The 25,365-nt window shown below is 61.1% G+C and carries 27 protein-coding genes and 1 pseudogene; all 28 read right to left on the reverse strand.

The genetic code is table 11. The features are described 5' to 3' along the window. Positions 1-6: 6 nt before the first annotated feature. The 28 genes and pseudogenes from K8R92_00825 to K8R92_00960 all read right to left on the reverse strand — a co-directional run bounded on the left by K8R92_00825 (position 7) and on the right by K8R92_00960 (position 25,328). A complete protein-coding gene (locus K8R92_00825) occupies positions 7-2,031 on the reverse strand; it encodes a Mu-like prophage major head subunit gpT family protein (protein MCE9618437.1) in 2,025 nt (674 codons plus the stop codon). Beyond that, the gene (locus K8R92_00830; GenBank protein MCE9618438.1) at positions 2,031-3,602 is read right to left on the reverse strand and encodes a phage portal protein; all 1,572 of its coding nucleotides are present in this window, start codon (positions 3,600-3,602) and stop codon (positions 2,031-2,033) included. Before K8R92_00830 ends, K8R92_00825 begins: the two co-directional genes overlap by 1 nt. 27 nt (positions 3,603-3,629) lie before the next feature. Beyond that, positions 3,630-3,839 (reverse strand): hypothetical protein, encoded by a 210-nt coding sequence (locus tag K8R92_00835; protein ID MCE9618439.1) that lies wholly within the window; start codon positions 3,837-3,839, stop codon positions 3,630-3,632. Continuing rightward, on the reverse strand, positions 3,836-4,033 hold the full coding sequence (locus K8R92_00840; protein MCE9618440.1) for a hypothetical protein: 198 nt from the start codon (positions 4,031-4,033) through the stop codon (positions 3,836-3,838). The genes K8R92_00835 and K8R92_00840 overlap by 4 nt, the downstream gene beginning before the upstream one ends. A 336-nt stretch (positions 4,034-4,369) precedes the next feature. Next, positions 4,370-6,484, reverse strand: a complete 2,115-nt coding sequence (locus tag K8R92_00845) for a phage terminase large subunit family protein (protein ID MCE9618441.1) — start codon at positions 6,482-6,484, stop codon at positions 4,370-4,372. A gap of 74 nt (positions 6,485-6,558) precedes the next feature. Next, the gene (locus tag K8R92_00850; GenBank protein ID MCE9618442.1) at positions 6,559-7,035 is read right to left on the reverse strand and encodes a hypothetical protein; all 477 of its coding nucleotides are present in this window, start codon (positions 7,033-7,035) and stop codon (positions 6,559-6,561) included. Next, a complete protein-coding gene (locus K8R92_00855; GenBank protein ID MCE9618443.1) occupies positions 7,032-8,465 on the reverse strand; it encodes a methyltransferase domain-containing protein in 1,434 nt (477 codons plus the stop codon). Before K8R92_00855 ends, K8R92_00850 begins: the two co-directional genes overlap by 4 nt. After that, the gene (locus K8R92_00860; protein ID MCE9618444.1) at positions 8,455-9,084 is read right to left on the reverse strand and encodes a ParB N-terminal domain-containing protein; all 630 of its coding nucleotides are present in this window, start codon (positions 9,082-9,084) and stop codon (positions 8,455-8,457) included. Before K8R92_00860 ends, K8R92_00855 begins: the two co-directional genes overlap by 11 nt. A gap of 184 nt (positions 9,085-9,268) precedes the next feature. Further along, the gene (locus K8R92_00865) at positions 9,269-9,604 is read right to left on the reverse strand and encodes a hypothetical protein (protein ID MCE9618445.1); all 336 of its coding nucleotides are present in this window, start codon (positions 9,602-9,604) and stop codon (positions 9,269-9,271) included. 148 nt (positions 9,605-9,752) lie between these two features. Then, positions 9,753-10,805, reverse strand: coding sequence for an ImmA/IrrE family metallo-endopeptidase (locus K8R92_00870; protein MCE9618446.1), 1,053 nt, complete (start codon positions 10,803-10,805; stop codon positions 9,753-9,755). Next, on the reverse strand, positions 10,802-11,407 hold the full coding sequence (locus K8R92_00875) for a hypothetical protein (protein ID MCE9618447.1): 606 nt from the start codon (positions 11,405-11,407) through the stop codon (positions 10,802-10,804). Before K8R92_00875 ends, K8R92_00870 begins: the two co-directional genes overlap by 4 nt. 96 nt (positions 11,408-11,503) lie before the next feature. Further along, on the reverse strand, positions 11,504-12,535 hold the full coding sequence (locus K8R92_00880) for a site-specific integrase (protein ID MCE9618448.1): 1,032 nt from the start codon (positions 12,533-12,535) through the stop codon (positions 11,504-11,506). Positions 12,536-12,626: 91 nt separating this feature from the next. After that, the gene (locus K8R92_00885) at positions 12,627-13,124 is read right to left on the reverse strand and encodes a hypothetical protein (GenBank protein ID MCE9618449.1); all 498 of its coding nucleotides are present in this window, start codon (positions 13,122-13,124) and stop codon (positions 12,627-12,629) included. Between the two features lie 162 nt (positions 13,125-13,286). Continuing rightward, positions 13,287-13,904, reverse strand: a pseudogene (locus K8R92_00890) (site-specific DNA-methyltransferase). Then, complete coding sequence (locus tag K8R92_00895) at positions 13,901-14,239, reverse strand: hypothetical protein (GenBank protein ID MCE9618450.1); 339 nt, start codon at positions 14,237-14,239, stop codon at positions 13,901-13,903. Before K8R92_00895 ends, K8R92_00890 begins: the two are co-directional and overlap by 4 nt. Before the next feature lie 143 nt (positions 14,240-14,382). Then, positions 14,383-14,799, reverse strand: coding sequence for a hypothetical protein (locus K8R92_00900; protein ID MCE9618451.1), 417 nt, complete (start codon positions 14,797-14,799; stop codon positions 14,383-14,385). Between the two features lie 287 nt (positions 14,800-15,086). Then, positions 15,087-15,323 (reverse strand): hypothetical protein, encoded by a 237-nt coding sequence (locus tag K8R92_00905; GenBank protein MCE9618452.1) that lies wholly within the window; start codon positions 15,321-15,323, stop codon positions 15,087-15,089. Then, positions 15,324-15,530 (reverse strand): hypothetical protein, encoded by a 207-nt coding sequence (locus tag K8R92_00910; protein MCE9618453.1) that lies wholly within the window; start codon positions 15,528-15,530, stop codon positions 15,324-15,326. It lies immediately after the preceding gene. Then, positions 15,523-15,747 (reverse strand): hypothetical protein, encoded by a 225-nt coding sequence (locus K8R92_00915; protein ID MCE9618454.1) that lies wholly within the window; start codon positions 15,745-15,747, stop codon positions 15,523-15,525. The genes K8R92_00910 and K8R92_00915 overlap by 8 nt, the downstream gene beginning before the upstream one ends. Positions 15,748-15,780: 33 nt before the next feature. Beyond that, positions 15,781-16,236 (reverse strand): hypothetical protein, encoded by a 456-nt coding sequence (locus K8R92_00920; protein MCE9618455.1) that lies wholly within the window; start codon positions 16,234-16,236, stop codon positions 15,781-15,783. Then, positions 16,233-16,463: a hypothetical protein gene (locus K8R92_00925; GenBank protein MCE9618456.1), complete on the reverse strand. Its 231-nt coding sequence runs from the start codon at positions 16,461-16,463 to the stop codon at positions 16,233-16,235. The genes K8R92_00920 and K8R92_00925 overlap by 4 nt, the downstream gene beginning before the upstream one ends. After that, positions 16,460-16,948, reverse strand: coding sequence for a hypothetical protein (locus K8R92_00930; protein MCE9618457.1), 489 nt, complete (start codon positions 16,946-16,948; stop codon positions 16,460-16,462). Before K8R92_00930 ends, K8R92_00925 begins: the two co-directional genes overlap by 4 nt. Next, a complete protein-coding gene (locus tag K8R92_00935) occupies positions 16,948-17,904 on the reverse strand; it encodes a YdaU family protein (protein ID MCE9618458.1) in 957 nt (318 codons plus the stop codon). The genes K8R92_00930 and K8R92_00935 overlap by 1 nt, the downstream gene beginning before the upstream one ends. Positions 17,905-18,124: 220 nt before the next feature. After that, positions 18,125-19,972 carry a DNA cytosine methyltransferase gene (locus K8R92_00940; GenBank protein ID MCE9618459.1) on the reverse strand — a complete coding sequence of 616 codons (1,848 nt, stop codon included), beginning with the start codon at positions 19,970-19,972 and terminating at the stop codon, positions 18,125-18,127. Beyond that, positions 19,969-20,646, reverse strand: coding sequence for a hypothetical protein (locus K8R92_00945; GenBank protein MCE9618460.1), 678 nt, complete (start codon positions 20,644-20,646; stop codon positions 19,969-19,971). The genes K8R92_00940 and K8R92_00945 overlap by 4 nt, the downstream gene beginning before the upstream one ends. A gap of 3 nt (positions 20,647-20,649) precedes the next feature. Beyond that, a complete protein-coding gene (locus K8R92_00950; GenBank protein MCE9618461.1) occupies positions 20,650-20,949 on the reverse strand; it encodes a hypothetical protein in 300 nt (99 codons plus the stop codon). A 301-nt stretch (positions 20,950-21,250) separates the two neighbouring features. Further along, positions 21,251-22,381, reverse strand: coding sequence for a hypothetical protein (locus tag K8R92_00955; GenBank protein ID MCE9618462.1), 1,131 nt, complete (start codon positions 22,379-22,381; stop codon positions 21,251-21,253). A 178-nt stretch (positions 22,382-22,559) separates the two neighbouring features. Next, a complete protein-coding gene (locus tag K8R92_00960) occupies positions 22,560-25,328 on the reverse strand; it encodes a serine/threonine-protein kinase (GenBank protein ID MCE9618463.1) in 2,769 nt (922 codons plus the stop codon). Positions 25,329-25,365 lie beyond the last annotated feature (37 nt).

Raw genomic sequence — 25,365 nt, forward strand, 5'->3', positions numbered from 1 at the left:
CGTGGATCACGCTCCGGCAGACTTCACACCGGCACGAGGATCAAGCAGCGCCGCGCCGAAGTCGAAGAATCCGCGGAACTGGATGCCGAGCACGTCGAAGTTCGCGTCCGCACTCTCGACGGTCGGCTCTTCCTTGCCATTGAGGAACACGAGTTCGGCGACGGCGCCATCCTTCGTGTCGGGCAGCAGGTAGAACGCGGTCGAGCTGGCGCCGGTGAACGAGGTGTTGCCCAGGTACGCGCTGCAGACTGGGTTGAACTTGGCCTTGTGAGGATTGTTCGTCGGAATCTTCGTGCTGGCGGTGGTGTCCTGGACGAACTGCGAATCGAACAGGGCGATGGCCATGCCCTCCAACGCCGTCGGCACCAGGAGTGTCTTGGGCTGAATCCCGGTGGGCTTGCCAGCCTTCGTCACCTGGTCTCGGAACTTCTGCAGAGCCGCGCTGGCGCCTGCGATTCCGAGCGCTGAACCCGCGCCGGAAATGTAGTTCTTGTTGTTCGTGGTGAAGAACGACGAGTTGTCCAAGAACTTTGCCCATGCGATCTCGTTGAGCGACTGAGCACCCATGCGGCCGAGATCCTGCGGAACCCCGGTCAGTGCCTCAAGATCGTCATTGATGATGGCCTGGCGATCGACGCTGAACAGCTTGCCGTAGGTGTCGGCCTTGTTCGGGAACGAGTCTTCAGACGCGGTTGCGTGCTTGAGCTGGCCACCTGCGGCAACCTTCTCGAACGATCCACCCATCGTCATGCGATAAGAGGTCGTTGTCTTGAAATCGTTGACTCGGCGGGTGGCGAATACCATTCGCCATACCTGCTCGACCGATGTGAAGCCTGCCAGCAGGGCCTTGTTGGACACAGCAGACAGAATTCCGCTGAGGCTCGCCGTGCTGAACGCGGCGCGAAGAACTTGCTCCAGGCCGCCCTGACGCAGCGAGCGACATTGGAATCCTCCTTCGGCCGCGGCCATGAGCAGAAGCTCCTGGAGGCCCAAGCCGTGCCGGAACGATGATGCGGCCGCTTCAAGCACCTGCGGCTTGAACGCCTTCTCCATGTTGGGAATCTTGCCGCTTTGGCAGAGGGCGGCCACGATCACCTCGGAGGTGATGTTGCTGTCCTTGGCGTGAATTGCAGGGCCGCCCATGGTCGGGCGCGAAGCGCGCATCACCTCGAGCTCGGTCTTGTCTGCATCCCAGCCTTCCAAGATCGCCTTGGGGGCAATGGTGGGATCTGCACCGGCGCAAAGCCGGTTAATGTCGGCGACTCGCTTGGCTTCCGCCGCGAACAAGCGGCGCGATGCCTGGATGGACTCCCCCGCGGTCGATGGCGCGGGGTTGTTCGGGGACGGCGGATTTCCACCTGCAGGAATACCGGCGGGTTCGGCGGCTGGATCCACCTCGGGATCGGTCCCTGCGGGATCGATCTCCGGGTCAGTTCCGGCGGGGTTGGAGGCGGTGATTTTCTTTGAGGTCTTGAGCTGGGGCATGGGGTTCTTTCTGGTCGCGGCGACCTTTGCTGAGGCGCCGTCATCGGCACCGATTGAGACGAAGGAGATTTCCGCCAAGCTGGATTGCCTGGCGATGTAGACGGGGCCCTCGAATGTTTGTCCGTTGGCGGTGGCGCTGGCGCCGGCCTCGACGAATTCAAGGGAGTGGACTGGAGCTTGGATCGATGCCTGCCACGGGTATCCGTTGGCTGAGCTGTTGGTAACCATTTCCGCGGCGGGCGTGGCTCCGCTGATCAATCCGGAAACGGAGAGATCGGTCGCGGTCTTGCTCACCTTGTCGGTGTGACCAACGATCTGCATGCGATCGTGCTCAAGCCAGACCGGGAAAGTTTGCCCGTCGATCTGCAGGCCAGCCAAGTCGCAGACGCACGGGTAGTCCCAGTAAGCCATGTAGAGCAGGCCGCCGGAGTAGGCGAGCATGTCGAACTTCTTGAGCTTGGAGTCGGTGCCGCCAGCGGAGACAATCGCCGTCGCCTTCAGGCCGGTCGAAACAATGCGCAGAATCGCGTCCTTTGGTGCCGGCATCAGTTGTCCTCCGAAAGTTGTTCGGCTACATCAGCCGGGTCCACGGATGGCTGGTTGGTTCCCGGCAGCGGAAGCGGCGACAGCCCGAGCTTGGCGAGCCGCTTGACCTCGATGGCGCGCTGCTCGACCTCGGCCTCCCAATCCTTGCCCTGCCGCGCATACTCGGATGCAAGCGTGGTGGTGTTGGATTGCAGGCGGGTCTGTTGGGCGGTTGCTTCTTTGGCCGGATCGACGTGCTCGAAGCCCGGCCAGAACCACTCACGCGGCTTTCGCTTGAGCAGGCGGGCGCGGCGCGGGAGAAGATCAGTGACCAAAATCGCTTCGTCGAACCAGGCGTCAAAAACCGGGTTCAGCAAGGTGTCGCCGATGTGATGCTGCTCGACGCGGACGCACTTGTAGTAGGTCTGCTGGTCGAGCCTGCCCGAGGCATAGTTGTAGCCCGACGAATTTCCGGCGGAGATGTTGAACGGCATGTTCAGGCACCGCGCGATCTCGTTGAGCACTTCCTTCTTGAACTCGCCGTAGGTGGTGGTCGGCTGCTCGGCCTTGACCTGGCCCATCTTCCAGCCTGCGGGAAGCGTGAGCAGCATGTTGCGCTCGAGCTCGACCGTGTCCATGGCTCCGATGTCATCGGCGGCGCCATCAGGCGGCACGTCCGATTCAACAGTGCCGGCGAAGTTTGCCGCAGTCTCGGCGGCGGCGAGCACGGCGAGCGTGTATCGGCGCAGCATCGCAAACAAAGGCAGCGCCGGAGTGATGTCCGGGATGCCGCGGCCCTGGCCGGGTCGATCGCTGCGGTAATAGTGCAGCACCTTTGAGGCGTCGAACCAATCCCCGTCTTGAGAGAATGACGAGCCAGAACCCGGGTGGGCGGAGAGGATGAAGTATTTGGTCGGGTTACCGAACTTGTCGTACTTGATGCCGTCGACAGCGGACGGATCGCTGGCGAAATTCCCGGTGGGCTCTGCGCACTGATCCGCCTCGACCAGGCGGATGTCGAACTTCACCGGACTTTTCAGGTTGTCGTTGCGGGCAAGCACGGCGAAGCACTCGCCGCTTGACGCGCGGGCCATGCGCATCGTCCGCAGCTTTTCGCCGAGTCGGACGGCCGCGGCCCACTCGCTGAAAGCATCCTCGACGGCGCTGTTGACCCCTGCGTCCGGTGTCCGCAGTTGCAGGCGGGGACCGGCGCCGATGGTGTCGTTGGCCAGGGTGAGCACCATGCCCTTGGCGTAGGAGTTGTTCTCGACCTCGTAGCGGGCGCGGGAGCGAAGCGTGCTACGGACGCCCGTGCTCAGCGCAGCGTTGACGGAGAGGCTGTCCGAATTGGCCCAATGCTTTCGGTTTTCCGGTGTGTTGGCGGCGCTGTCGAACCTCGCCTTGATGATTCCGCGGCGTGACCGCGCCGGGGCTGCATTTTTGGGCTGGCTGCTGGCGTGGAAGCTGCGCGGGGACGCCTTTTGCCGGATCGAGATTCGCGCGGTTGACGCGGAAACCGTTCCGTGCTTCGCTCGGGCGATCGCAGGTGCGGACTTTGCCCGCATTTTTGAAACGCTGGCGCGTCGCTTCATGGCTTTACTGGATGCCTTCGTGGCCATTTACTCTGGCCCCGGGGGGATGATTTTCGAGAAACGCAGCGACTTTCGCGGGTTTCCAGCGGCCTTTTTGGCGGCCAAGTGCTTGTCCGCCGCGATCAGGTCGGGGATGCTCTGACCCGTGACGCTGCCGGCATCGTTCGATGCGCTGGCCGGGCTGGCTGCGGTGTCGAGGATGGCTTGCTCAAGCGTGGTTGGGGGATCTTCGCTCATGTGAAGTTCGTCTTCATGCGTTTGACGTGACGGCGCTCGCGGCGCCTCCACGTGTTGATCGCGGTGGCAGCATTTCGATTCTCAAGGTGGGCCAACCAGGCGACCTGCAGAGCCTCGGCGCGGAGGCTGCGCTCGATCTTGCTGAGCTCGGTGAGAAGCTTCTGCAGGTTGTGGACCGGTGGAAGGTCATTCACCGTATACAGACACGAGACCGACCCCAAACTTTCAATTTTTGGTCTTTTGGGTGAAAATTGTTTGTTTTGAATCACAAAAAGGCTACCGGTAGCCATCGGGCTCCTCTCCAACAGCCTCAAAGGTCACGAGACGGCGACCACAATGCCGGCACATTCGGACTCTACGAATTCGGTTGTTGCTGCACGGGCGCGTTTTCGTCACATCAAAATGCCTGCATCCGCAGCCCCGGCACTCCAGGCCAAATCCTTCCTCCTTCGGTTGAAGCTCCGCTGGCGCTGTGGTCAAGGGGCGGAGCTTGTTCACGGCCTTTGGAATCCGCGGCGCAGGTTTTGAACTCATCGGTGAGCCCTCTTTTGTGCTTGAAGTTCGGAAAGTTTGGTTTTCTTGCGGGTTGCGGTGGCCCCGGCCTCTCCCTCAAGCGAGATTCCTTGCATGGACGCGGCGACGGCGCAGCCGACGAGGCAGTCCCACCAGTGGTTGTCGCGGCCCGGGCGGATCAGTTTCCACTCGTTGACGGTGCGGCCCTTCGCCGTGACAGGAACCGGCTTCTCGCTGGTCAGGTGCTCGGCGAGCATTTCGTGCTGCTGCGGTCGCCGACCGAACATGCTCAGCGAGCCTTTGTCGCCCTTGTTCGTGGCGAAGCGTCGGAACATGAACGACTTCCACCAGTTCACGTCGGTCACGATGTGGCGGATGGATCGCTTTCCAGCGGAGAGCGGCATGCGCCAATGTGTGCCGACGCGCTCGCCCGGCCGCTTTTTGTATTCGCTGAACGGCGTGCTCGTGGCCCCGATGAAGCGGCCGTGTGCGGGTGTGATCACGGCGGAGTGCGGAGATTGCTCGCACCAGCCGTAGACGGTGTCGGTGGAGTCGCCCCAATTCGCATCGACGAAGAGCCGGTCGATGCGTGCGATCGACTTGTCCTGGCGGATCCAGTCGCGGGCGAGCAGGTGCGCGCCGAGACCGTCCAGGCCGCCGCGGATCGCGCCCTCGAGCCCGGCACGCGGGAACGCTCGCTGCAGCGTCTTGCTGACCTGGGAGAGCGTGAAATTTTCCTTCTGTTGGTCGGGCCAGGTGCCGTAGTCGACGATCGCCCCGGTGAAGCCGTCGCTCCAGGCGCAGACCATCCACCACAGGCACGCCTTCTGCACGTCGATGAACGCCGTGATGCGCGTCGACCACAACGGAACGGTGCACCGCGGGATTCCGTTGACAAGCTGCACGATGAGGTCCGGATCGAGGCGGACTTCGGAGCTTGGGGCATCGTCTAGCGGCAGGGGGTCGTTCTGATATTCGCTGAAGAAAACCTTTTCGTCGCGAAAACGCAGGTTCATGGCGCATTGCAACCCGCTGATTTCGTCATCTTCCTTTCGCTCTGGCCACGCGACCACGGCGCCGGCGTCCATTTCCTTGCGGTGCTTTCGGTAGAACTTGGTCGCCGGCTCTCCGGCGCCGTCGTTCTGCAGGCTTTCGTGACGGATCTCTCGGTACTGCTCCCACAAGTCCATCCGCTTGGGCCACTCATAGACCATTTTCATGCGCTCCCCGTGCCATTCCGGGTGCTTCTTGCGGTCGAGGATGGAGTCGGCCATGTCGCCGGGCGCGATCACGGTGCACGGCATGACGGCGCTGATCTTCTTGCCCGGTCCGGCCAGGCCGAGCACGGCGCCGGAGATGATCTTCTCGCGCTGGCGGTTCTGCGACAGGCTCATGGCGCTCTCGTCCGTTTGCGGATCGTCCAGGATCACCTGGTCGGGGCGGATCACTTCGCCGCTGGCGCACTTGTGGTACATGCCGCGGATCTGGCCGGTCAATCCGGCGGTTCGAATGACGCCGCCGGCAGATTTCGAACCCGGGATGCTCGGAAGCACGATCTTGTTTCGCGTCCAGACCATGTTCGTTGGGCGGCCCTCGCACAACTGGCCGCGGGCGCGGGCAGTGATGCCCTCAAGGCAGCGGACCGGATAGCACACCTCCGGGTAGTCCTCGAGCAGGAGATCGTTGTGCGCGAGCGAGTTTTTCATTGATTCAAGGCTGTTGTTGGCCTCTTCGGTCGTGGCTCCGATCGGAACAATGAACCGTCGATAGCCCTCCAGTATTCCCAGCAGCGCCCCGGCTTCGCACAGCCGCGTCTTGCCCTCGCCGCGCGGCTCGGCGACGGCGAAAAGACCTCCGCGGAAGACGGTGACTTCGATTTTTTCGATTGTCTTGAGCTGGTTTCGGCACCACGCCAGATAGAAAATGGCGCGGAAGTAGGTCTCGCAAAACAGCTTCAGCGACTTGGAGCACGCCGCGCGGCGCTCGGGATTGAGGCACGGCGGGATCGGGCCGATGTCGCGCCCAGAGCGTGACTTGTCGCGGCTGCGCTGGGCCTCGCGCTGGCGGTGGACCTCATAGTCCTCGCCGCTGTGGGTCCTCCCTCCTGCGATGTCCTTCAGCTTTTTGGTCATGGAAGCCAATCGCCGACGCGCTTCGTTTAGGCGAGCATGATCAACCCCACGCGGCGGGCCTGAAGATCCTGCGGTCACTGTTTGTAGCGCTGGGCGTGAAACGCGCCGAACTGGAAGTTTCGGCAGGTCAGAAATCTTTCTGGTAGGTGCGGGTACCGATCGCGGGCGACGCGATCGTCGAACCAGAGAGTGGCGGCCCCACTAGCCGTCACCATGTCGCCCAGGTACGTCGTGGCCTGGACAATTTTTTCTGGATCGGTGGATGGTTCTACGACAAAATGAAAGTTGTGCTCCCACCGGTACGGGCTTGAAACGCCGCAGATGTAGAGGGCTTCGTGGCCATGGAGCTCGATCTTGAGCTCGGTGTCGGTCAGGGTCCGCGGCGAGATCTCCTTCACGTACGGCCCGATCAGGCAGTTGGCGCAGTGGCAGGAAACGTCGAAGCCGCGGACGCGCTTGGCCCACAGGTAGCGGAATCCTGCCAGTCGCTGGCCCATCGCCGCGAATTGGATCGTGATCACCTTCCCTGGCGTCGCCTGAATTCCGGTCATGGTCCCGGCCTCGAGGCGAGGCCGAACGCGGCCAGAACATCGGCGGAGCGGCCGAGGGTGCGGCCCTTGTCGTTGATCGGGAGGTCGAACTCGCGGGCCAGGCTGGCGGCGATCGCGGCATCGGCGGGCTCGCGCTCCTTGCCGACCACCACCTGGAATCCGGTGGAGTGCGAGGTGTCGTAGGCGAGCTGGCGCCAGCCCATGCGGGCGCAGATCGCATCGACCGCGGCGCGGTCGTGGAACTTCTGGAAGAACCAGCTGCCGGAGCGGTACAACGCGGTCATGTTGTTTTCGTCGAGGAACTCGACGCGGCGCTGGCCGATGCCCTTGGTGCTGACCGTCCGCTTGTACGTCGCCTGGTCCTGCACGCGCTTGAGCGGGCGGCCGGAGAAGAAGATTGTGCCGCCTGGCCGCGTGAACGCGGACACGCAGTTCAGGACATCGTCCTCGGCCTGCTGTGAATCGACGGAATTCAGGACGTAGTCGCAGACCACGGCATCGAAGCGCGGGGCTCGTGGGTGGGAGATGGCGAGGCAGAGCCGGTCGACCATGCGGTTGACGGCGCCGACATCGATTGTCTTTGCAGCGCCGGACCGGCGGAAGAGCTCGAGGCCGAGGATCGGATGCCCTTCGCCCGTGAGCCGCTTCACGTAGTCGCCCTGGCCGCATCCGAAGTCGAGGACCTTGGCGCCCGGGTTCTTCTTCAGCCACGGAATGACGTGTTTTTCGTAGAGCGGGCTGTAGTTCTCGTTCGTCTTGCCGCGGAGCCGGTAGAGCTGCGCGAATGTCTGGATGAAGGTCTGCCGCGGCAGGTGTTCGTAGGAGAAGGTGCCGTAGCTGGCGCCGAGGAACTCGCGGGCGCGTGCATCGATCTCCGGCGGCACGATGTAGGCGAGCAGCGGACGCTTGAGCACCTTGCAAGCGAGGGCGTACTGAGCCGCGTGGAAAACGCGGCCGTCCTGGTCGGCCACGCACGCGCCCCATGGCCCGAAGCGGTGCATCAGGACCATGATTTCCTTGCGGATCGTCGCCCCGGCGGAGCGCATATTGCCGCGGATCTGTGCAGGGTCGATCGTGACGAAGCCGCGCGTGCCGTTGAGCTGAGCCGGAATCGTGGCCTGCTCATCGCCCGAGTCCATGTCGGTGCCGTTGTGGAGCTGGTTGAATCGGATCTCGTCGTAGACCGTGGTACCACAGGACAGGAAGAACACCGGCGCATGGAGCAGGCCCTGGGACAGCAGCGCCTTCACCCGCTGGTGGCCGGCGACGATGCGGCGGCCGCGGGCGATGATGGGCTTGGCGCAGCCGATCAGGTTGAGGGACTCGGCAAGTCGTGCAGAAGATTCTGCGGAGATTTTCCGGGGGTTGTAGTCCGCGCCCTCGAGCTCGCGGATGTCGAATGACGGATTGAGCCCGTGTTCATCCGGCATGGAGCTTCTCCAGCACGTGGCGGCAGAATCCGAAGGTGGTTCCGTTGGTGTCCGAGTAAGCCTTGATCGCGGCGTCGAACTCGGCGAATTCCTCTTCGTCGATCGGTATTTTCCAGTCGCCGAGCGTGAGATAGGCGATGTGAGCGCCGGAGGCTGATTCCCCATCGCCCGGCTCGATCGGCTCGAGGTCCTTGGCCTGGGCCTTCTCGGCAAGCTCGTCCAGCAGGGCCCGAACACCATCGCTTTCGGTCTCGATCTCGGCCAGCAGCTGCTCGAGCATGGCCGGATCCGCCTCGGCCATGGCCCCGATCGGGTCGTGCGTGGCGAGGATCTTGGCGGCCTCTTCCTCGGTGACATCGAGCACCAGCACGGGGATCATCGCCGAGGACGCCGTGTCGGCGCGCAGGTGCCCGTCGATCAGTTCGAGGACGCCGTCGGCTCGCTCGCGGGCAAGGACGGCGCCGGCCCAGCCGATCTCTGCCAGCATGCCGCGCAGGGCATTCTCCTGGGCGGCGGGATGGCGGCGCCAGTTGCGAGGGTTCGGGGAGAGCTGGCTCGCGGGGACGCGGCGAAGCTCGCGGATGCGGTCGCGGATCAGCATCCGACACCTCGCGAGCACGATTCAAATTTTTTTTGCAGCATCGCACACCGCAGACTTTCTGCAGGGCGACCAGAGCACAATACAAATTTTCAAATCGGTGTCAAGGGTCCGGTGTTCACATTTTTGCGGCCTATGTACTTTGTTCCCTTGAAATTTATCGGGGGAACAATGTACGTAAATCCGTGCCGATGAAATCGGTGGGCTAGTCGGCGGGCTTTGTGGTCGTGAACACCTTCCGAGTCGAATTCCAATACAAGGCGGTTCCGTGCTTCAATTGTGAAGCAAGGTCATGGCTGATCGCCCCGCCGAGCTGGGATCCAACCGAGATCTCAAGTTGCGGGGACGGAGCCGCTGGCTTCTGAATCTCATCGAAAGCTTGGTTGATGTGAAATCGAAGCCCATCAACGGAAAGGATGTATTCGTTTGTCCGCACGGGAAGGGATGGATCCGACCACTGCTTCGTGGCCAGTTCTTCGGCCAACGTGAGCAGTTTCTCGACCTGGATTCTGAGTGGTTTGATTAATTCGTTCTGTGACATTTGCTGCCTCGCTTTCATAACTCTTTTTCCTGAAACAACTTCCCCAACAAACTCAATTGAACTCCCTGGCTCATCGTAGAGACCTAGGAAACGATTTTGGGGTTGGTAGTACCTTTTTGTCCCACTTGGAGCTAAGACGCGGTGGGGATCATCCCGTAATGCGTAGGTTGTTTGAGGGGACGAATCGGAGCCTGAAATCGCCCTCGCTCATGCGGGCTTGCCGTGCGAGTTCTGCAATCGTTCCATCCCGTTGATGCCGGACATCAATCAGTGCCTCAATAAATTTCGGCGTGTCATGTGGCAGCGGATTCGGTTCACCGCGGCGATATCCCAACTGACTGTACTGCACGCAAAAACGTTTATATTGAAATGGGGTGATACATTCCAAGCTGTGCGCTCGCCGCAAAAGGGATGCAATAGACACTCGCCAGTACGGCTTCATGGATGCAAGTGTGGCAAGGCTCTTGATTCCGAACAAATACTGCTTGATCTCGCTGCTTGGCATCAGAAACTCACTGGCGAATCGATTTGCTTCGTCCTCCATTGACTCTGATGCTGATCTGTGCATGGCCATGTGCCCAAGTTCATGTGCAAGCGAAAACTTGATTCGGTCGGCCGGGGCTTCGGAGTTCACGAAGAAAAGAGGCACCCCATCGTCGGGCCACTGGCTGATTGCGTCAATATCTGTTGTACCGAACGGGAATCGGAACACAATGCCTCCGGCGCCCTCTATGGCATCGGTGAGATTAATAATTGGTCCGGCTGGGAGGCTCCAGTTTCCGCGCACCATCCGCGCAATTTCTTCCGGGCTTGCCGTGGTTTCTTCAATGTCGTAGGCCCGAAACTCGTTCTTGGTTTGGATGTGTACATCGCGCAAAAGTGCCTTGGTTGCGATGCGGCGCAAATTCACCTCGGCCTGTAATCGCCGAACATTCTTCTGTAATGAGGTGGACTTCTTTCGAAAGAAAATTGTGCTCAATCCAAGACCAGAGTATCGCTCGTCTTGAAAGAAGAACTCAATTGGAAATTCGGTGGCTGCAGATACCCGCTCGACCATTTCCGGTGCGGCATCATTCGTTAATTCCATACGAGAAATGAAGGCTTGAGACACTCCCGCCCGCTTGGCCAAATTGCCTTGCGTCATGTCTCGGATATCGCGGGCAAGGCGCAACATGTCAGAGTTGAATGGCCGATTAATCATGCTTCCTTTGGCTTCCTGATCTTGAGTGTGAACTGCTGCTCGGCTGCAAGTGCGGCGGGCTGGTCCCGAGTCGGGCCGTCAAAGAAGTTCAGTTGTCCGCAATCATCCCCATAGACGCGCCAATGCCACAACAGGTCTTCCCATGTGGATGTGGCAACGAAGTACAGACCAGTCGTTACGCCTGATTCTCTGGCGGTCGTGTAGCCAAAGGTCACCCAAGTGATGGGTCTGGCGTTGTCCAAGACTGGCTCTTGGTGGTACATCCGTCGCTGCGCTTCGGTGTGGATGTTTCTCGGGATGAGTTGCTCGGTGAGCTTCTTGAAACGGATCCCCAGGGTCTCCTGCACGATGCCGAACTCTAACCTTCCCTTCTCGCACCAACGGACACGGAGATCGCTCATCTGTTGTCGGACAGAATGGTTGAAAAATTCATAAAGCAAACTTGCCCGAGATGATGAAGATGTTGCACGCGCAAAGAGCGGGTCCGAGGCGGACAAAGTCAATAAGTGCTCCGATGCCTTCCAATAGGAATCAATGAGAGGTTTCAGCAGTGGTTTCAAGAGCGGTTTTGCCTGATCAAGCTTGAGTAGTTGTGTTGCCATACCCGCATTATGCCACTGGTGTCATGGAAATCAAGTACAAATATTCAACATTTTATTCATGCCAGATCCTGACGTGGTGTGACTTGGTGTTCAGATTCAGTCCGCTTGACCCAAAAAGGGAACTTCAACGCTATCCATCGCGGCACGCTGCGTCTCTTCCGGCCGCAAGTCGTAGCGGGCCGTGGTGGCCGGTGATGCGTGGCCGAGGATCTGCTGGACCGTGCTGATGTCGACGCGGGCCGAGAGGGCGTCGCCTGCAAAGGTGCGCCGCAAATCGTGCGGCGAGCAGCTGACACCCGCGATCTTTGCCCGGAACCGTAGCCGCTTGTAGATCAGCTGGGCTGTGATGGCCCTGTCTGCCTGCGCACCTCCGCCGCGGTGGATTGGGAAGAAGATCGGGCCCGGAAGCTTGCCGCGCCAACGCTGGATCCAGCTTTCGACTGCCTTCAATGCTCCGCCGGTCAGATGGACAATCCGCTCCTTGTGGCCCTTGCCCTGGACCCTGAGGCGGCCGCGGGTCAGATCGAGATCGGCCATGCGTAGGACTGCGATCTCTGCTCGCCGCAGGCCGACGGCCATGAGGGCCAGCAGCGCGGCATCGCGTGCATCCGAGATTCCGGGTCCGCTGCACGCCTGGAAGAGCCGGGCCACCTCCGGCTTAGTGAGGTGGCGGCCGCGGGCAACGGTGGATCCGCTGACCGCCTGCAGTTCCTCGCGGGCTCGCTCGAGCCCCTCGGCGTCGATCCGCCTGGCCAGCCAGCACTGTTTCATCACGCCGCGGATGCTCATCAGGACACGGTTCACGGTGGCCACAGCCAGGCCGCGGGAGAGTAGGGCGGCCCGGAGCTCTCCGAAGCGGGACTTGCCCAGCAGGTGCCACTTGAGTTCACAGGCCGCGGCGAATCTGGAAACTGATCCGAAGGTGCGATCGGCGCCGCCCGGGGTCTTGAACCGGGCAGGGACAAGAATCTGGGCGGCCAGGGCGATGGCGGAAGCGGCGGCTCGCCGCCCTTCGTGGGTGGACATGGTCCTGACGAACGCCGCGGCCGGCGATGCCACGGCGAGCTTGACCAGGGCCTCGTCCAGGTCGCTCAAACCGTCCGATTTCGATGGCTTGGACTGGCTCATAAATCCGCCGCCGTTGAGGGGATGGAAACATCTATTCTCGAAACCTTCCATATGTAGAGCGTTTTCCCGATGCTTCTGATAGGTGATCGGGCTAGGCACATCGCTTTTTTCCTTTTCGTGCCTCGGGCTGGTCCTGAATGAACCGTTCAGTGAAGAGGTTCCGGTGCTCGGCGAGCCGTTCGTAGGCAAGTTTGATCGTGTCTGGGTTCAGTTCAATTCCGACGAACCGGCGACCATGCTTGAGGGCGACGGCGCCAGTGACCGCGGTGCCGGCGAATGGGTCTAGCACCAAGCACGGGACGGGCTGCTGGTGGTGGCCACAGCCTGGCTTCCACCCGACCGTTTCCGTGTGCGTGACGTGCCTGCCCGGATCTCGCGGGCCTTCGACAGCTGAATTGCCGGTTGACTTGGTCTGCCTGCCTGGCCGGGTGGCGACACGGGTCTTTTTCTTGATCCCGACCCATGGCGCCCCGCACTTCGGGCAGCAGCCGCGATCGCTGGTGCCGGCGAGGATGCAAGGCTCGACGAGTTTGGGTGGGAAGGTGGCAAAGTGGGCGCCGCGGTATGGCAGGGTCGCGACCTGCCACACGCTGCGCTTGTTGCGTGATGTCCCTTCCCACGGGACCGAGCCTGCGACATTGCCGGAGGTTTGGCCTTGATCGTCGACAGGAATGCCGCGCATCGCGGCTGGCTTTCGCTTGAGGTTGCCGGACCTGATGGTGTGATTTTCGGGCCGATCAGATTTGAGGTTCACCGAAATCTCTTTGATTGCCTCGGCGTCGAAAAAGTACCGTCTGCTTTTGCTCAGCAGGAACATGTACTCGTGCGACTTTGTGCACCGATCGCGTACGCTTTCCGGCATGGGGTTGGTCTTGAACCAGATGATGTCCTGGCGGAGCCACCACCCATCGGCCTGCAGGGCAAAGGCGAGGCGCCACGGAATCCCGATCAGATCTTTGGGCTTGAGGTCTTGGCACGCAACGACGCTCGAGCTTCTCCGGCCAGATCCGGATCCGCGGCCGGTTCGCTTCGATCGAACAACGGAAATCTTCTTGTGGCGCACAGCTTGACCGCCGGCTCGGTGTGACAGGGTTCCATTTTCCTGAATGTTCGGCTTCCGCGCACCTTGGCCGTTGTAGGTGTCGCCGATATTCAGCCAAAGCGTGCCGTCATTGCGAAGCACGCGATGGACCTCTCGAAAAACCGTCACCATGCGATCGATGTAGGCATCGGGCGTTTCCTCCAGGCCGAGCTGCCCATCGACGCCGTAGTCGCGAAGGCCAAAGTAGGGTGGCGAAGTGATGCAGGTCTGAACGCTATTGGCCTTCATGGTCCGCAAGACCTGGATGCAGTCGCCCTGGTGGATCATCGCTTGAAACGCTGCCGCGCGACCAGGATGCGGGCACAATTCTGACATTGCCTGCCCGGGCGATGTTCTTGCAGGCTTGCGAACGCCTCCACATCGGATGCGTTGCACAAAGTTTTTCGCGGTGATGACCAGAAATGCGCCTTCTTGTTCCCGTGGCTCGCGAGCCACAGTCCTGGAGATCTCGGGGTTGCCGCCGGGTTCGGGGTCGCTGATCTAGCGATGTCGATTCCTTTCTCGGCCAGGGCAAGTGTCCAGAAATTGCGCATCTCAAGCGTGCAGTGCTCCATCGCGTCCACCCAGGTGGGCCAGCGCTTGTGAGCCATCTGGAACTTCATTTGGTAAAAAATGCTCTGCTGATTGTGCGGGAGGTGAGGATCGTGGGCCGTAGCACACTCGGGGCATGTACCAGGCGCTGCCGGCAACAGCATCATCGCCGGCGGAGGATCCATGCGCGTCGATGATGACTCGTTCGGATTCGTCATTCTGATGCCTCTTTGCAGATCCTTTCCGGGAAACCTTCCCGAACGCTGATGGCGTTGAACTTCTTGACCACAGCTTCACCGAGACTCTTGCCCAGCCTGGCCGCGCACAGGTCCGCATAGATCACGGCGTCCGCCAGCTCCTCCATGATCTTTTCCTCGGCATCTTGCAAACCGGCCGGCACATTGCCGTGTTGCTGGATCGAGCTCAGAATGCGGCGATGCTTTTTCCCGGCGTTCAACGCTTCGCCAGCTTCACCACCGAAGGCCAGTAGCCAGTCGTTGACGCTCCAATCTTCCAGTCCGCCCGGATGCCATCTCATGGCCCGTTCGACATTGACGGAGCGCAGCGCATTAAAAGACAGGGATTCATCATGCTTGAGGCGCTCGCGGAGTGTGTAGATTTCGTCGCGCATCTTCGTTTCCAGACCGCAACTGCAAAGGCCGAGCTTCGGAGAGTGGACATTGCACCCATCCGCGTGCCGATACTCGGCGCAAAGCAAGATTTTCGAGGCCGTTGCGTTGATTTGATCTGTAGACAGCGGTTGATCCTGTTTGCAGGTACACCACGATTGGCCGTGTATTGGGCAGTCGCTCATTTATGGAATCCTCTTGATGACAACGGAACATGCGTAAAGGCAAAACACGAATGTGGACACGGCTCCGATGACCAGCAGAAATCTGTATGCCAACTTTTCAATTCTCATTTCTTGCCTTTCCGCCCGCGACTGGAGGGCATGGCCGGATCGCTCTTGCGGGCGTATTTGAACACCGATGCGCGCCACTCTTCGCAGAGTCGAACAAGATCATCGAGCGGGATTCCAGGCAATTCGATTCGACGCTGGATTTCCTCCGAACCCGTGTCGTGCTTGTTCTTTGACGCTGTGTAGTAGGTTGCTCTAGGAACCTCAAACGCTTGCGGTTTCAGTTCGATCTTCATTTAGTTTTCCTTATCTGCCTGTTGAATGACATCCTTCGTCAATCGCAGCACCGCCGACTTGTCGCGAATGTGGCGCAACACCAGCGGCCCGTGCTTGACCTCGTAGTCTCGGATGATCGCGACCAGCATGTCCGCGTTGATCGGAAGCGGAACTTCGCCGACGATCACGAACTCGGGCTTGCGGTAGTCGAGCTTCCGATCAGCCATTGAGCGTCCCGCGGTGATTGATCTGAGTGACCCTGGCTCCCTTGCCGTCCCCGAACTTCTCCCTGATCACGCGCTTCGCCTTGGCGAGCGCCTGCGTCATGGATTCGGTCTTGGTAGTGATCCACAGGCCGCGAGAGTGGCTGTGGTCGCGCGTGACGCGCCACAGATGGAGTCCGTTGAGCCTGCTGCGTTTTTGATTCTTCGCTGTAGCGTCCATGCTTCCTGCTTTCTGCCTTTCGGCGTTGGTGACTCATCCCGCGGTCAACAGCAACTGCTTTCCCTTGCCCGTCCGGTAGGCGTCCTCGATGCCAGGCATGATCCGATCGCCGACGGTGTCGCCTTCGGGCAGCACCGTGTAGGCCATGAACTCCTGCTCGAAGGTCGCGACGCCGCTCTCAACGGCTTCCAGCTTCGCCTTCACCACGAGGGCGAGGGCACGCCATCGCTGGCGAATAGCCTGCTCCATGGCCGCCTGCACGAGCCCGGGCTTGCTCCGCCTGCGTCCGGCGTCGGTTACGGTGAACTTTTCGCGATCGGGCATCGGAAGCCGCAGCCTGATTTTCCTGTTCGACGAGACGAACATGATCTCGGCGCCGGCGGAGCTGTTCATGTAGGCGAATGTCGACGCGCCGTAGCGGGCGAGGATCTGCTCGATCTCGTTGCGGGACTTCTCACAGCTCACGCTGGTCGTGCTGGCGTACTTCATGGCAGTTGCTTCTCCATTTTCGTTTTTAATTTTTGCCATCGCTTCAACCGGGCATAGGCCCGCTTGAATGGTTCGCGGACACCGTCAAGCTCGAGGTACGGAAGGTTGAATCCCTCCCAGTGTTTCATGGCTTCATCGAACGACTGGTATGACTTCCACGCTCCGACTCCATTGCGGATCACGAATGCGAACCGCCACGGCTCGCGCTTGAACTTGACATTGCTCATACGAAAATTCCTTCCTGTTCCGATGCGGCCGCTATTCGTGCGAGTGCGGCGTCCACAAACCCGATCACGCTGCGCGGCCATGAAGCCGGATCGGATTCAGTCGGTTCGGTGAGCGTGATTCCGGACTCGCGGATGTTTTGAAACGCCGCCCGGATTGCGTCGGGGCTCGATCGCTTGATCCTCGCGATTGATTCCTGTCGCTCAGAATCGCAAATCGTTTCGTGTGCGAGTCTCGCGGCGAGCGCCTTATTTTCGCCGTGACCAGCCATTCGCCTGGCGAAACGCTTGCACTCCTGCAGCAGCTCGTCGCTGGTGATGAAAGTCCGAGTCAGAGCGCGGCGAAGGTAATGAGTCGCATCGATCACAATCTGATCTTCGAATTCGGCCAGCGCGTCGAGCGCGGTCTGGTATTTCATCGAAGTCGGTTTGGCCCACTTGGCTGAAGAGAACAACTCGAGCACAATTTTCAGTGTCTCGGCTTGCATTACGCCGCCTCCTTCGGATCGAGATATTTGCCGTCGCTGAACCAGGTCTTTGGCTCGGCGATGAACCGCTTCTCGCGGCCGCGGCACGCCTTCGCATAGGCTCGCACCCGTTCGATCAGGAGCTCGATCGCCTCGACCGGATTCTCCAGGTCGTTGGCGTCGGCGATGCGCCAGCACGCTTGGCGGATCAGCTCGAACGCCGCGATTTTCCCGGTTTGCTTCGGATATTCGGCCCACACACGCTCGCACTCGCTGTCCGGGATCTCGAATCTCTGCCCATGGCCTTGGCCATCACGCGCGCACTCACTCCCGCCGGCGGAGCCGGAGAGAGAGTGTTTTATATCTCTTCCCTTCTCCTTCCCTTCCCTTCTCTTCTCCTTGGACTCAGTTACTGAGTCTGTCACAGACTCTGTAACTGAGTCTGTTGAGCAGGGTTCAAGCGTCAGTGACAGACGCTTAATTTCGGATTCAAGCCGATCCGACTCCGTCTGTGACTTCGACTCGCGCAGGTGCTTCTGCAGGGCCGCGATCCGGGCCTTGAGCGTCTTGAACCGCTGGGCCTGCTTCGCCTGGTAGGCCGTGTTCACGCCCTCGGCGACCGTGGCGTGGTACAGGCGTCCGTCGTTGGATTGGTTCCAGCCGCGGAGAGCGTTCTTGGCCACCTTGCGCCACGCCTTCAGATCTCGTCCAAGCTCGGCCAGGCGGCACAGCTCGACCTCGTCGGATGGAAGGCTCCCTGCGGGCACCTGGTCCCACGACCTCAGCCAAAGTGTCACACCGGCCCGCCATTCCGAATCGCTGCTCTTGGCGTGGAACGACGATCCAAACAGTCTCGCCCGGAAGATCGGCGTGTGCGGAAAATCGCGCAGATCGCAATTGCACGTGGTCAGCGGCGACGGCAATTCGGTGGCGTCGGTGCTCGTCTGCTGGGGTTCCTTGGTGTCCATGTTTTGCATCGCTGATCCTTGCCCTATGTCTGGCTGGAACGCGTCCATGCGCTCCGGCACGCTCCGCGTGCTTGCCAGCCCGACCCGCTGGCGGTCATGGCTCTGGCGTCACAGTTCCCATGTAACGCGGTCAACGAGCGGTGCCCCGAGGTCCGGCTCCGACGCCGGACCTCGGATGCATCGCCGTTCCCTTGGGTGTCGCCCTGCGGGTTTGAGAGATTGATTCGGTTCATGCGGCCACCTGCAATCGCATCGACGGCGGCATGAACGCGCCCAGCACCACCGCCGCGAGCTTCGGACAGACGCTGTTGCCGGCCATGCGTGTCTGCGCGGTCTTGGTGAGCGCTTTCCCGTTGAATTGGATCTCGATCAGGTAGTCATCGCGGAAGCCCTGGGCGCTGTAGAGCTCGCGCGGGACGAGCATCCGCATGCCGATGTCGACGATCCGGAAGACGGATCCGGCAGCCAGGACCAGCCCGAACCGAAGGCGCCCGCGCTCGGTGGCGAGCGGATCTTGCCACTCGTCCTCGGTTGGTTCGCCGAAGTGGGCCCACAGGAGCTCGAGCACGGCGCGGCGCTTCGGGCCTTCCTCGGCCTCGATGCGGCCGAGCTGCAGTTCGATGAGCCGCTGCTGGCAGCCCTTGCCCATGATGGTCGAGACCGGATCCTCGAGCGACCGTCCGATGCTGCCTTTCGCCGCGGCCTGCTCCATGTAGGCGGCACCCAGGCCAAAGCGATCCTTTGTGGTGACCGTGTCCAATGGATCGGAAGGGTTTGCGGCGACTCCGGTGCCGAAATACTTGTCGATGATCGGGGCCACGATCTTCTGGTGAGCGCCTCCGCTCATGACCGTGGTGAGTGGCTGATCCATCTCGCGGCCAACGCAATCGAAATTGTGCTGCGACATGTAGGCCGCGACCACTTGCGATTTTCCGCCTCCACCGTCGCTCATGACCGTGGGGTGAGGCTCTTCGATGTCGCATCCGCTGACCGTGGTTCCGAACTGGCGCCCGAGGAACACGCCGACTAGGTCGCCGCCGTTTCCGCTTGGCACAGTGGTAGGGGCCGGCGCCTCGATGTCCAGTGCCCGCGGCTCCTGGCCAGCGCGCTCGCCATAGCGCGGCTTCAAGAACGCCGAAGCCAAGCATTTGTCGTTGGAGCTGGTGACCGTGCGCAGCGGTTCGTCGACCGACCACACATTTGGAGCGCGGCCGGTCGTGGTGCTGTGCGCCGGCGAAACGATGAACGGCCGCGGGCTCTTGATCACGTAGCGGCAGATTCCTTTGGCGATCCGGGCCAGCGTCTTGGGCTTGAGCTCCTTGCGTCGACCGAAGATCGACGGAATCGGCAGGCTCCAGTCGATGATCGAAGCCGCCGAGCGGTGGGGCTTGAGCCGGGATCCGTCGAGACCCAGGCCGCAAGCCTCCACCTTCGCGCGTGGCGCATGCGTCGGCTCCGGCCACGCCGCCGAGTAGTCCTCGCTCATCGCCACCAAGAAGAGTCGCTTGCGTGTCGTTGGAACGCCGTAGTCGGCGGCGACGAGCTCGCGCCATTCGATGCGAGTAAAACCAAGCGATCGCAGGTTGGCGGTCCAGGCGTGGAAGGTCTCGCCCTTGCGGCTCTTCTGCACCTTGCCAGCCTTGTCGCCGTAGCGGTGCAGCGGGCACCATTCCCGGAATTCTTCGACATTCTCCAATGCGATCATCCGCGGGACGTGGCCTGTTGAGCGATTGATCGCCGCCGCCCATCGGAGCACCTCCCACGCGAGGCCGCGGATGTTCTTGTCCTTCGGGCGGCCTCCGGCTGCCTTGGAGTGGTGCTTGCAGTCCGGCGACGCCCACAGGATCCCGACTCTCCGGCCCGGGAAGTTCGCCAGCGCATCGCCGATGTCCACCTTGCGGATGTCCTCGCACAGGTGCATGGTTCCTGGGTGATTGGCCTTGTGCAGCGCGATCGCCTCGGCGTCGTGGTTGACGGCGAGGTCGGGATCTCGACCCAGCGCGGCGCGGATGCCCTCGCTGGTGCCGCCGCCACCGGCGAAGAGGTCGATGATGAGGTCCTGCGCCTCGCCAATCATTCGGCGTCCTTTTTGAGCGGCATCACCACGTACTTGATGACGGTTCCATATTTTGCAGTCCAGGTGAACAACGATGGTCCTTCGCCATCACCGCAGGTGCTGATGCTGCATTCGACATTGGCTCGACCATTCATCACGGTTCCCGCTTCCATGGCGATTTCACCGATGTCCCCGAGGAACATTGAGCTCAGGTGCCCGATCCCGATCTTCACTTCCTTTGGGATCACGGCCATCCACGGTGGCGGAATCCCCGGCAGCAAAAAGCTTCCCGTCAAAGATTCGTCACCGCATCCGATGATTGCCCGACCCGGAATTGTCCCGAGCGTGATGGACACTGAGCATCCAATCTCGCTGTCATCGACCTGGCATGAAAATGAGTCAGAGATCCATTCAGCGGCGTGCTGGTTAATGATCACGTCATCGGTGCAGCGCGGTTTCTCCGTGAGTTGAGCCACACACAGACGACGGCCGTCCGTCCCGATGACGAAACCGCGATGATCAATCATGATGCCACCGGATTGATATTTTGCGTCGCTACGATCAACGATACCGCAGCAGATCATGCACGCTCTGATCGCGGCCACGAGCGCGCGGCCGTTGTTGAATATGAGCATCCGTTGTGCAGACGGCTCGGGTTCAGACACCGGTTGCAATGGTGTTCCTTGGTTCTCCATGGTTCAGGCCACTCCGCGTCGGGTGCGAATTCTCCGCCACAGCTCCGAACACTTGCGGGCGAGCGTCCATTGCTGCACCGTGCCGGCCACGTCGCTTTCGTGGATCGCGCGGGCGGTTTCACCCTGGCCCATGATCACCAGCGGCGTCTTCGTTCCGTGCTCGAACACCCGCTTGCGTTGCCCGATCGATCCGGCCAGGATGCCCTCGCAGACCCTCAGGACCTCCTGCGGGAACTCCTTCATCCCCGAGATTTTTGAGGGGTCGATGTTCTCGATGACATCGACCAGACGGGTCGAGACCACGACCCGGATCGTCCTGGCGGAACGGGGATCGAACTCAAAAAACTGGATTGAATCCATTACCAAGCGCCCCAGACCGCAAAAGTCCTTGTTACTCGAATTTTCCATGCCGCCGTCCAATCTGATCGGCCAAGCGGTCGATCGATAGAATCAGGCGTTCAATCGGGTCGGAAGTACAAATCCTGTTGCCCCGACTAAACTACAAACGCCCGCGAGCGAACGCTCACGGGCGTTTGTGTTTGTTGTTCGGCCGAGAAGGGCAAGATCGCACTCGTCATCGGAAGTGCGTTTGCTTACTGCTCACCTACCGCCACGAGCCATCCTTTGTGACTCGGACAAACGACTCGCCGTCATGCCGAAAGAGGCCGTGCGTTCCGCTCAGCCACAGCCGTCCGCTGCTGTCTTCCAGGATGGTGAACGCGAGCGACGTGATGTCGTCCTGCTCCTTCAACTCCGTGAATGCGTTGCCGTCGTATCGGTACAAAGGAGATCGCTTGGCGGAGAACCACACATTCCCAGATCGACCTTCGTGAATGCACCAGATCTCCTTGCCTTCGACGACGCCTTGCTGTGTGAAGTTGGTGAAGTTCTTTCCATCAAACCGACTTATTCCCCCGTGAATCGTCCCGAACCAGATGTTCCCCGACTTGTCTTCGAGAATACTGCCGACGGCGTTGTTCGGCAGACCGTCGCGCTCGGATATGTTTGCCAAGGCCTTTCCGTCGTAGATGTACGCTCCTCCGTTGGTGCCGAGCCACACCCGCCCTTTGCGGTCCACCGTGATGCAATGCACGAACTTGCCGCTGGTCACGCCTCGGGTCGGATCGGGCTGGGCTTCCGGAAATGAGAAGGGGGAGAACGTTTTTCCGTCGAATCGGCAGACGCCCTCGATGGTGCCGATCCATATCACGCCGCTCGCGTCAACGGCCATGCTCCAGACATCGCGGCTGATCAGGCCGTCCTTTTCGCCATAGCTCGTGAATGATTTGCCATCAATCCGGGTGATGCCACCGTCTGTTCCACACCATATATTGCCGGCCTTATCTTCGACGATCTTCTTGATGGTGACACCGCGGCCCAGATCATCTTTGATGTCATAGCTGGTCAAAGCGCTTCCGTCGTTGCGGAACAGGTCGCATTCGCCGCCGATCCACAAAGTGCCGCGTGAATCCTGAAACACTGCTCGAACGACACCGCGAATTTCAGACGTCGGCGCGACGTCGATAACGAGAGAAGTCGGGCGGGGCTGCACGTCTTGCGTGTGAGGAGATCGGGCAGCGTCTTGAACAGATCGCGTTTGATTGGGCGTTGTCGCAGAACGACTGATCGTGTCGGATCTTTGTGCGGATTCCGGCAGTTTGGTGCACCCGACGGTCAACAATGTGACGCCAACAACAGAAGCAACGATTGACCAACGCACGTTGAAGACTCTCACGCTGGAGCATACACGGCGCAGCAGTGGGTTCCCATCAAAACCCGCGTTTCTGGCTCCCAAAGGCGGATTGCCTCCACAAAAAATTCAAACCGTGTCCTGTCACCCCGACTCAGTGAACGGCCTCGCGTCAGCGGGTCGTTTTGCGGAACGGGGGGATTCGGGCAATCCGTCGACATGTTCACGGGATCGCTTTGGAAAGCGCCGATTGGTGGAGCACTTCGGACCAGTTCAGGACCACGCGGATCTTGGCGGGCTGCGTCTCCCACGCCGCCGGCTCGACCATGACAAAGCTCCCGTCGGGCAGCGCGTCGTACACGCCCCACAACCCGGTGGTCGCAATGCGGGCCAGGTCGAAGAGCCGGACCGGCGGCGAAGACCGGAGTCCGTCCGTCGTGTCGATGTCCACGGCGTGCATCACCTCGCGTGGGTCAATGAAAAAAATCCTCTTCCCGTCGCGTGACCATCGCGGTTCGGATCCTCCCGCGGTTGTGATTTGCAGCCGAGGACCGTTCCCCCCGAACGTGCGCAGGAAAATTTCGGATCGCCCCGATTCGCCCGACACGAACGCAAGAAGCTTGCCGTCCGGCGAGAGATGGAACGAATGTTCCCCGTCGTGAGCTCCCGGAATCGGCTCCATGGGTTTCGGCTCGGATTGATTCAATTGAAATTGGAAATTTTTTATGACCGGATCCTTCGTGGTTCCGCGCTGGCTGAGGAGAAGCGTCGAACCGTCCGGGGTCATGCAGGATGGAAAAATTTCCTCGCTTGAGATGCCGAGGGACGCGGCGGCAGAGCCGCCAACACCGCCCGCCACCGGCTTTTTCACGACTTCGGCCCGCTGGCCGGGGATGGATTGCATGAAGATCATGGCCGCACTGTCGGGAGTCCACACCGGAGACCAGCTCTCGCCTATTTTATTGACGAGCGTCAACGAACGACGTTCGAGATTGCACGACCACAGCTCCACGCGTTGGCGCAGCGTGACGACGGCGACATTTTGTCCATCGGGCGAAACACTTAGTCCGCCGACGATCGAATCCGCATTGTCCATCAGAGGGGTGGATTTTCCCGCGGCGTCCACGCGCACAAGCCTTCGCCCCGGCCCGCTCCGGCCGCCCGCCACATAAGCCATCGTGCTCCCGTTGCTGGACGAGGCCGCCCAGACCGCGGCATCGGCCCAGCGCGATGTGCGGACCGCGTCGACGACCTGGACTTCTTCTCCGGTGACCACGCATTGGACGGGGTCGAATGCAACGGCGATCAGGGTGGATTCGCGGAGAAACACAATGTGGTTGGGCGCGATGAATCGCGCGTCGGTGGCGTTCTTGATGATCTGGCGCTTGGCGCCATCCTGAAGCGACACCGCCACCACGGAGTAGCTCTGCAGCGTGTCGCCGTCCCACACGCTGGCCAGCACATAAGACGCCCCCGGCACGGCGACCACCCGGTTGTAGCCGAGCACGGAGGCGGACCCATCGGAAGTGCGCTCGGATGGCCCGGCGGCGGAGAGCAGCGCCGGTTTTCCTCCATCGCTGCTCACGCGCCACACGCCGTCGAAGTTTCCGATGACGATGGATCCATCGTCGAGCCAGGCCGTGCTGCCAAGGCTCGATTCACAAATGGCCAGAGGCGGGCCGCCAGCGATCGGTAATTTCATCAATTGCTTTTGAACGAAGAACCCGAGCCAACGGCCATCGGGAGAAAAGAAGGGAAGGATGGCCTCCTCGGTTCCCGGAAGAGGCGTGGACTCTGCGGAGCCGAGAGTGCGAAGGAAGAGCTTTGAGGTGCCTTCGGATTCCGCTTGGAACACGATTTTGTCACCGGCCGGGCTGATGCACAGCGAAGCCATTCCTTCACCGAAGGCAGCGAGCGTGTACCCGGGGGGCGGTTCGATGTCGAAGCGCACGATTGGCCTGGTGGGCGAGCTGGATTCGCCGCGCGAAAGGATCAGCCCAAGTCCGCTTCCGAGCAGCAGCACCGCCGCGGCCAGTGTCCACAGCAGCCAGCGCAATGCGCTTGAGGGTCGCCCCGCGGCCGCGCCCAGGCCCGCGCCGGAGAGATGCAGGCTCGTTCCGGTGGGATCCGCAATGCTGGCATCAAGGTCAATGCGCGCATCGCCGATGTCGTGGAGCCGCTGCTTGCGATCCTTCGTCAGACAGCGACGCAAGAGCATCTGCACCAGCGGCGGTGTGCCCGGCGGCAGCAGGGGCCAGCTCGGCTCCCGGTGCAGAATCGCGCCCAGTGAATCCGTGACGGTTTCGCCGGCGAACGGGCCGATGCCGGTCAGCATCTCGTAGACCACGCACCCGAAGGAGAAGATGTCGGAGCGCTTGTCGACGGACTTGCCGCGGGCCTGCTCGGGGCTCATGTATCCGGCGGTGCCAAGGATCACGCCGGGAATGGTCGGGCTGTGCTGTGGTCGGGTTAGCGTGGGCGAGTCCGCGAACCCCTGCGCCGAGGTGGACGACACCGGGCCATCCTCGGTCCGCGCCAAACCGAAGTCCAGCACTTTCACCACGCCGTCGGGGGTGATCATCACATTGGCGGGCTTCAGATCGCGGTGGACGATTCCCTTTTCATGCGCGGCCTCAAGAGCTTCGGCGATCTGCCTGGCGATGGCCAGGGACTCATCGACTGGAATCGCGCCGCGCTTGAGCTGGTCGGCCAGCGTCTCGCCTTCGATGAACTCCAGGATCAAATATCGATGGCCCCCGATTTCCTCGAGCCCGTAGATGGCGCCGATGCCCGGATGGTTGAGCGAGGCGAGCACTTTGGCCTCGCGCTGGAAGCGGGCAAGGCGGTCGAGGTCGGAGGACAAATGAGCCGGCAGCGACTTCATCGCCACCTGGCGGTCAAGGCGCGAGTCCATCGCAAGATAGACCTCGCCCATGCCGCCGCGGCCGAGCTCACGCAGAATCTGGAAGGAGCCGATGGTTTGCGGTGGCATGTGCCGAGAGTGTACGAGCGGGAGTCTTTCGGATCTT

The organism is Planctomycetota bacterium (genome assembly GCA_021414025.1).
In the GTDB taxonomy this organism is placed as follows: Bacteria; Planctomycetota; Phycisphaerae; order Phycisphaerales; family SM1A02; genus SYAC01.

What these genes read in the sequence shown, in the direction of transcription:
- K8R92_00825 (MCE9618437.1), bottom strand. Translation starts at nt 2,031, where the DNA reads ATGCCGGCACCAAAGGACGCGATTCTGCGCATTGTTTCGACCGGCCTG.
- K8R92_00830 (MCE9618438.1), bottom strand. Translation starts at nt 3,602, where the DNA reads ATGAAGCGACGCGCCAGCGTTTCAAAAATGCGGGCAAAGTCCGCACCT.
- K8R92_00835 (MCE9618439.1), bottom strand. Translation starts at nt 3,839, where the DNA reads ATGAGCGAAGATCCCCCAACCACGCTTGAGCAAGCCATCCTCGACACC.
- K8R92_00845 (MCE9618441.1), bottom strand. Translation starts at nt 6,484, where the DNA reads ATGACCAAAAAGCTGAAGGACATCGCAGGAGGGAGGACCCACAGCGGC.
- K8R92_00850 (MCE9618442.1), bottom strand. Translation starts at nt 7,035, where the DNA reads ATGACCGGAATTCAGGCGACGCCAGGGAAGGTGATCACGATCCAATTC.
- K8R92_00855 (MCE9618443.1), bottom strand. Translation starts at nt 8,465, where the DNA reads ATGCCGGATGAACACGGGCTCAATCCGTCATTCGACATCCGCGAGCTC.
- K8R92_00865 (MCE9618445.1), bottom strand. Translation starts at nt 9,604, where the DNA reads ATGTCACAGAACGAATTAATCAAACCACTCAGAATCCAGGTCGAGAAA.
- K8R92_00870 (MCE9618446.1), bottom strand. Translation starts at nt 10,805, where the DNA reads ATGATTAATCGGCCATTCAACTCTGACATGTTGCGCCTTGCCCGCGAT.
- K8R92_00875 (MCE9618447.1), bottom strand. Translation starts at nt 11,407, where the DNA reads ATGGCAACACAACTACTCAAGCTTGATCAGGCAAAACCGCTCTTGAAA.
- K8R92_00880 (MCE9618448.1), bottom strand. Translation starts at nt 12,535, where the DNA reads ATGAGCCAGTCCAAGCCATCGAAATCGGACGGTTTGAGCGACCTGGAC.
- K8R92_00895 (MCE9618450.1), bottom strand. Translation starts at nt 14,239, where the DNA reads ATGAAGTTCCAGATGGCTCACAAGCGCTGGCCCACCTGGGTGGACGCG.
- K8R92_00900 (MCE9618451.1), bottom strand. Translation starts at nt 14,799, where the DNA reads ATGCGCGACGAAATCTACACACTCCGCGAGCGCCTCAAGCATGATGAA.
- K8R92_00905 (MCE9618452.1), bottom strand. Translation starts at nt 15,323, where the DNA reads ATGAAGATCGAACTGAAACCGCAAGCGTTTGAGGTTCCTAGAGCAACC.
- K8R92_00910 (MCE9618453.1), bottom strand. Translation starts at nt 15,530, where the DNA reads ATGGCTGATCGGAAGCTCGACTACCGCAAGCCCGAGTTCGTGATCGTC.
- K8R92_00915 (MCE9618454.1), bottom strand. Translation starts at nt 15,747, where the DNA reads ATGGACGCTACAGCGAAGAATCAAAAACGCAGCAGGCTCAACGGACTC.
- K8R92_00920 (MCE9618455.1), bottom strand. Translation starts at nt 16,236, where the DNA reads ATGAAGTACGCCAGCACGACCAGCGTGAGCTGTGAGAAGTCCCGCAAC.
- K8R92_00925 (MCE9618456.1), bottom strand. Translation starts at nt 16,463, where the DNA reads ATGAGCAATGTCAAGTTCAAGCGCGAGCCGTGGCGGTTCGCATTCGTG.
- K8R92_00930 (MCE9618457.1), bottom strand. Translation starts at nt 16,948, where the DNA reads ATGCAAGCCGAGACACTGAAAATTGTGCTCGAGTTGTTCTCTTCAGCC.
- K8R92_00935 (MCE9618458.1), bottom strand. Translation starts at nt 17,904, where the DNA reads ATGCAAAACATGGACACCAAGGAACCCCAGCAGACGAGCACCGACGCC.
- K8R92_00940 (MCE9618459.1), bottom strand. Translation starts at nt 19,972, where the DNA reads ATGATTGGCGAGGCGCAGGACCTCATCATCGACCTCTTCGCCGGTGGC.
- K8R92_00945 (MCE9618460.1), bottom strand. Translation starts at nt 20,646, where the DNA reads ATGGAGAACCAAGGAACACCATTGCAACCGGTGTCTGAACCCGAGCCG.
- K8R92_00960 (MCE9618463.1), bottom strand. Translation starts at nt 25,328, where the DNA reads ATGCCACCGCAAACCATCGGCTCCTTCCAGATTCTGCGTGAGCTCGGC.